The organism is Kitasatospora sp. NPDC007106, from assembly GCF_040634455.1.
GTDB lineage: Bacteria > Actinomycetota > Actinomycetes > Streptomycetales > Streptomycetaceae > Kitasatospora > Kitasatospora arboriphila.
Genome location: NZ_JBEYFP010001289.1, coordinates 1 through 1,291 on the forward strand (window position 1 = coordinate 1; position 1,291 = coordinate 1,291).

General features: G+C 74.4%; 1 protein-coding gene. It reads left to right on the top strand.

Annotated elements, in window-relative coordinates; all coding sequences use genetic code 11:
- Nucleotides 1–86: 86 nt before the first annotated feature.
- On the top strand, nt 87–1,277 hold the full coding sequence (locus tag ABZ641_RS37920; protein WP_359989169.1) for an ATP-grasp domain-containing protein: 1,191 nt from the start codon (nt 87–89) through the stop codon (nt 1,275–1,277).
- Nucleotides 1,278–1,291: the final 14 nt, after the last annotated feature.

Sequence of the window (1,291 nt, forward strand, 5' to 3'; positions counted from 1 at the left end):
CGTCGGCGGCCGACCCCGCCGCCCGCCGCCGACACGTGCCCGCCCCGCGCCCCGCGGGCCCCTGCCACCACCCGAGGACGACGCCCATGCGGCTGTACCTGCTCGCCCTGAACCCGACCGATTCGGTCACCGAGGGCTTCCTGCCCGCCGCCGAACGGCTCGGCCTCTCGGTCACCGTGCTCACCGACCAGCCGGACGCCCACCGCGAGGCCTACCGCGGGCTGGCCGCGCCGCCCGAGGTGCTGGGCTGCGAGGTCCGCGACTTCCGCGAGGTCGTCGGCACGGTCTCCCGTCACCACGCCCCGGACGCGGTCTTCAGCAACAGCGACCACCTGCAGACCCAGACCGCCCTGGCGGCCGACTACTTCGGACTGCCGGCCAAGGACTGGCGGGCCACCCTGCGGGCGAAGAACAAGGCGCAGCTCCGCCGTCACCTCGCCGCGGCCGGCCCGGACGCCGTCCGCGCCCTCGAACTCGCCCCGGGGCAGCCGGTGTCCGAGCTCGACCCGCCGTACCCGTGCGTGGTCAAGCCGCGCGAGGGGGTCGCCAGCGAGGACGTCGCCCTGGTCGCCGACGCCGCCGAACTCGCCGCCCACTGCGCCGCGGTGCGCCGGCGGCGGCCGCAGGACGCCCTGGTGGTCGAGGAGTTCCTGGAGGGCGAGCTGCACACCCTGGAGACGCTCGGCGACGGCACCCGCCGCCGGGTGCTCGGCGGGTTCCGCACCCGGCTCTCCCCGCCGCCGCACTTCGTCGAGGAGGCACTGGAGTTCGTCGCCGAGCACCCCGGCCCGGTGGTCGACCAGGTGCTGGCCCAGCTGGACGCCCTCGGGGTGGGGCTCGGCGCCTGCCACACCGAGTTCGTCGTCCAGCCGGACGGCCGGGCCCGCATCATCGAGGTCAACTACCGGGCCATCGGCGACCAGTGCGACCTGATGCTGGCCGAGCTGCTGGACATCCCGTACTTCGAACTCGTGCTCCGCGTCCACCTCGGCGAGGCGCTCCCGGACGACCTGGGCGCCCGCACCGGCACGCACGGCCACAACCGGCCGGTGCTCGCCGACCGGGCCGGCACCCTCACCGCCGCGCCGCCCGCGCAGGAGCACGAGGAGGACGGCGTCCGCCTGGTCTACCGGCCGTTCCGCCCGATCGGCGAGCACCACGAGCACCACCGCACCAACCGGGACTACCTCGGCGTGGTCTGGGCGGTCGGCGCCGACCGCACCGCCGGGGCAGCCGCCCGCGACACAACTGAAGAAAACAACAAAGAAATAAACTAACCACAAAACTAAAG

What these genes read in the sequence shown, in the direction of transcription:
- ABZ641_RS37920 (WP_359989169.1), top strand. Translation starts at nt 87, where the DNA reads ATGCGGCTGTACCTGCTCGCCCTGAACCCGACCGATTCGGTCACCGAG.